Origin of the sequence: Aeromonas sp. ZOR0002 (assembly GCF_963866995.1) — a bacterium.
Taxonomy (GTDB): domain Bacteria; phylum Pseudomonadota; class Gammaproteobacteria; order Enterobacterales; family Aeromonadaceae; genus Aeromonas; species Aeromonas caviae.
The window spans coordinates 1-3,305 of record NZ_CAWMFQ010000145.1; the positions used below are offsets into that span (position 1 = coordinate 1).

Consider the following 3,305-nt stretch of genomic DNA (forward strand, 5'->3'; position numbering starts at 1 on the left):
TGTACGCCGTCTTGCGCGCGAGTTCGGTGTCAACCTGGCCAAGGTGAAAGCCTCCGGTCGCAAGGGTCGCATCGTCAAAGAAGACGTGCAGGCTTACGTGAAGGATGCGGTCAAGCGCGCCGAGTCCGCTCCGGCTGCCGGCACCGGCACTGGCAACGGCATGAGCGTCGTGGCCTGGCCGAAGGTTGATTTCAGCAAGTTCGGCCCTGTCGAAGAGCTGGAACTGACCCGTATCCAGAAGATCTCCGGTCCTGCCCTGCACCGCAACTGGGCCATGATCCCCCACGTCACCCAGTTCGACGAAGCCGATACCACGGATCTGGAAGCGTTCCGCAAAGAGCAGAACATCCTGGCCGAGAAGCAGAAGCTGGACGTGAAGATCACCCCGCTGGTGTTCATCCTGAAGGCGGCCGCCAAGGCCCTGGAAGCCCATCCGCGCTTCTGCAGCGCCCTGTCCGAAGACGGCAGCAAGCTGATCATGAAGAAGTACATCCACATCGGTGTGGCGGTGGATACCCCCAACGGCCTGGTGGTTCCGGTGGTTCGCGACGTCAACAAGAAGGGTATCCACGAGCTGTCCCGCGATCTGGCCGAGATCTCCAAGAAGGCCCGTGCCGGCAAGCTGACCGCTGCCGACATGCAGGGCGGTTGCTTCACCATCTCCAGCCTGGGTGGCATCGGCGGTACCAGCTTTACCCCGATCGTCAACGCGCCGGAAGTGGCCATCCTGGGCGTCTCCAAGTCCGAGATGAAGCCGAAGTGGAACGGTAAAGAGTTCGTGCCGCGCCTGATGCTGCCGCTGGCTCTGAGCTACGACCACCGCGTCATCGATGGCGCCGACGGTGCCCGCTTCATCACCACCCTGAGTGGTGTGTTGTCCGACATTCGTCGACTGGTCCTGTAAGTGAGAGGGCGGGCCCAGAGCCCGCCCTTTTTGCTTCTCATTTCGTTAACAGGATTGTAAACTTGCCCCGTTTTTTTCACGGCTGCAGCGGCCTTGTTTGGCATAAGACTGTGCTGTCCGGGGATATAAGAACGACAAAGAGGTCATGATGAGTAAAGAAATCAAAACCCAGGTCGTAGTACTGGGTGCTGGCCCTGCCGGTTATTCCGCTGCCTTCCGTGCGGCTGACTTGGGTCTGGATACCATTATCGTCGAGCGTTACTCCACCCTGGGTGGCGTCTGCCTGAACGTGGGTTGCATCCCGTCCAAGGCACTGCTGCACGTCGCCAAAGTCATTGAAGAAGCCAAGGCGCTGGCCGAGCACGGCATCGTCTTCGGTGCCCCGCAGACCGACATCGACAAGGTGCGTCTGTGGAAAGAGAAGGTCATCAACCAGCTGACCGGCGGTCTGGCTGGCATGGCCAAGATGCGTAAAGTCCAGGTTGTTAACGGCTTTGGCAAGTTCACCGGCCCGAACACCCTGGAAGTGGAAGGCGCCGACGGCAAGACCACCGTCACCTTCGACAACGCCATCATCGCCGCCGGTTCCCGTCCGGTGAAGCTGCCGTTCATCCCCCATGACGACCCCCGCGTATGGGACTCTACCGATGCGCTGGAACTGACGACCGTTCCTGGCAAGCTGCTGGTCATCGGTGGCGGCATCATCGGTCTGGAGATGGGTACCGTGTACTCCTCCCTGGGTTCCGAGATCGACGTGGTGGAATTTGCCGACCAGCTGGTACCGGCTGCCGACAAAGACATCGTCAAGATCTACACCAAGCGCGTTGCCAAGAAATTCAACATCATGCTGGAGACCAAGGTCACCGCCGTTGAAGCCCGTGAAGACGGCCTGTACGTCTCCTACGAAGGCAAGCACGCCCCGGCCGAGCCGGTTCGCTACGACAACGTGCTGGTTGCCGTAGGCCGTGTACCGAATGGCAAGATGCTGGATGCCGAGAAGGCCGGTGTTGCCGTCAACGAGCGCGGTTTCATCGAGGTCGACAAGCAGCTGCGTACCAACGTGGCTCACATCCACGCCATCGGCGACATCGTCGGTCAGCCCATGCTGGCCCACAAGGGTGTTCACGAAGGCCACGTGGCGGCCGAAGTCATCGCCGGCAAGAAGCACTACTTCGACCCGAAAGTGATTCCGTCCATCGCCTATACCGAGCCTGAGATGGCCTGGGTGGGTCTGACCGAGAAGGAAGCCAAGCAACAGGGTCTGAACTTCGAAGTCGCCACCTTCCCGTGGGCTGCTTCCGGTCGCGCCATCGCGTCCGACTGCTCCGACGGCATGACCAAGCTGATCTTCGACAAGGAGAGCGGCCGCGTCATCGGTGGTGCCATCGTGGGCACCAACGGCGGTGAACTGCTGGGTGAAATCGGTCTGGCCATCGAGATGGGTGCCGACGCCGAAGACATCGCGTTGACCATCCATGCTCACCCGACTCTGCACGAGTCCGTGGGTCTGGCTGCCGAAGTGTTCGAAGGCTCCATCACCGACCTGCCGAATGCCAAGGCCAAGAAGAAAAAATAATCTTCTGCCCGTTTCATAAGAAAAGCCGCTCCATGGAGCGGCTTTTTGTTGTCTGTCTTTCGGCACCCTGCGGTTAGCAGCGCCCCTTCTTGGCCTGTCCCGGTGGGCAGAAGGTACCGTCGCCTCCGCGATCCCCATCACTGACCCGGATCCGGGTATCGTCCACGCTCACATCGGCCCCGTGTACCCGCACGGGCCCGCTGCTGCAGGCACTGAGCAGCCCCCCCAGCACTATCATCACGACCAGCTTGCCCATCATTCCTCCTCGCGTTTTCCTGATTATGAGGCATGTATCAGGGCGGTGGGAGACGGCGTATCCCCCGTGCGTCACGGCTTGCCGTGGTCATGAAGAAGGGCGCCGAAGCGCCCTGGTGCGGGTCAGGAAGAGGTGCCGGACGCTCAGAGGCGGAAGTTGCCGACCAGCTTGTCGAGCTCACCGGAGAGGTGCTGCAGGTTGCGGCTCGACTCGGTCAGGTGATGGGCGATGTCGGCGGTCTCCATGGTGAGCTGGTTGATGTCCTCCACGTTGCGGTTGATCTCCCCGACCACGCTGGACTGCTCTTCGGTGGCGGTGGCGACCTGGATGTTCATGTCGCTGATCTGGGTGATGTGTCCGGTGATCTGGTCGAGGGCGCCGTTGGCCTCGTCGGCCTGGGTCACCACCCGCAGGCTCTGGTTGCGGCCCTGGGCCATGGCGCTGACGGCGCGGGCGCTCTGCTCCTGGAGGCTGTTGATCATGCCCTGGATCTCGGCGGTGGAGGCGGCGGAGCGGCTGGCGAGGTTGCGCACCTCGTCGGCCACCACGGCGAAGCCACGGCCCTGCTC

At 61.7% G+C, this 3,305-nt stretch carries 4 protein-coding genes; 2 read left to right on the plus strand and 2 right to left on the minus strand.

Features of this window, described 5'->3' with window-relative positions; all coding sequences use genetic code 11:
* Both AACR77_RS08665 and lpdA read left to right on the plus strand, forming a co-directional pair.
* Positions 1 to 904: 2-oxo acid dehydrogenase subunit E2 (locus AACR77_RS08665; RefSeq protein WP_042880849.1), on the plus strand; the 904-nt coding region annotated here is incomplete at its 5' end.
* Positions 905 to 1,052: 148 nt separating this feature from the next.
* Positions 1,053 to 2,480 carry a dihydrolipoyl dehydrogenase gene (gene lpdA / locus AACR77_RS08670; RefSeq protein ID WP_010675812.1) on the plus strand — a complete coding sequence of 476 codons (1,428 nt, stop codon included), beginning with the start codon at positions 1,053 to 1,055 and terminating at the stop codon, positions 2,478 to 2,480.
* Positions 2,481 to 2,553: 73 nt separating this feature from the next.
* Here the strand turns inward: lpdA and AACR77_RS08675 are convergent, their stop codons facing one another.
* Both AACR77_RS08675 and AACR77_RS23115 read right to left on the minus strand, forming a co-directional pair.
* On the minus strand, positions 2,554 to 2,736 hold the full coding sequence (locus tag AACR77_RS08675) for a hypothetical protein (protein WP_042015109.1): 183 nt from the start codon (positions 2,734 to 2,736) through the stop codon (positions 2,554 to 2,556).
* A gap of 143 nt (positions 2,737 to 2,879) precedes the next feature.
* Positions 2,880 to 3,305, minus strand: a 426-nt coding sequence (locus AACR77_RS23115) for a methyl-accepting chemotaxis protein (protein WP_231563187.1), incomplete at its 5' end; no start/stop codon positions are given.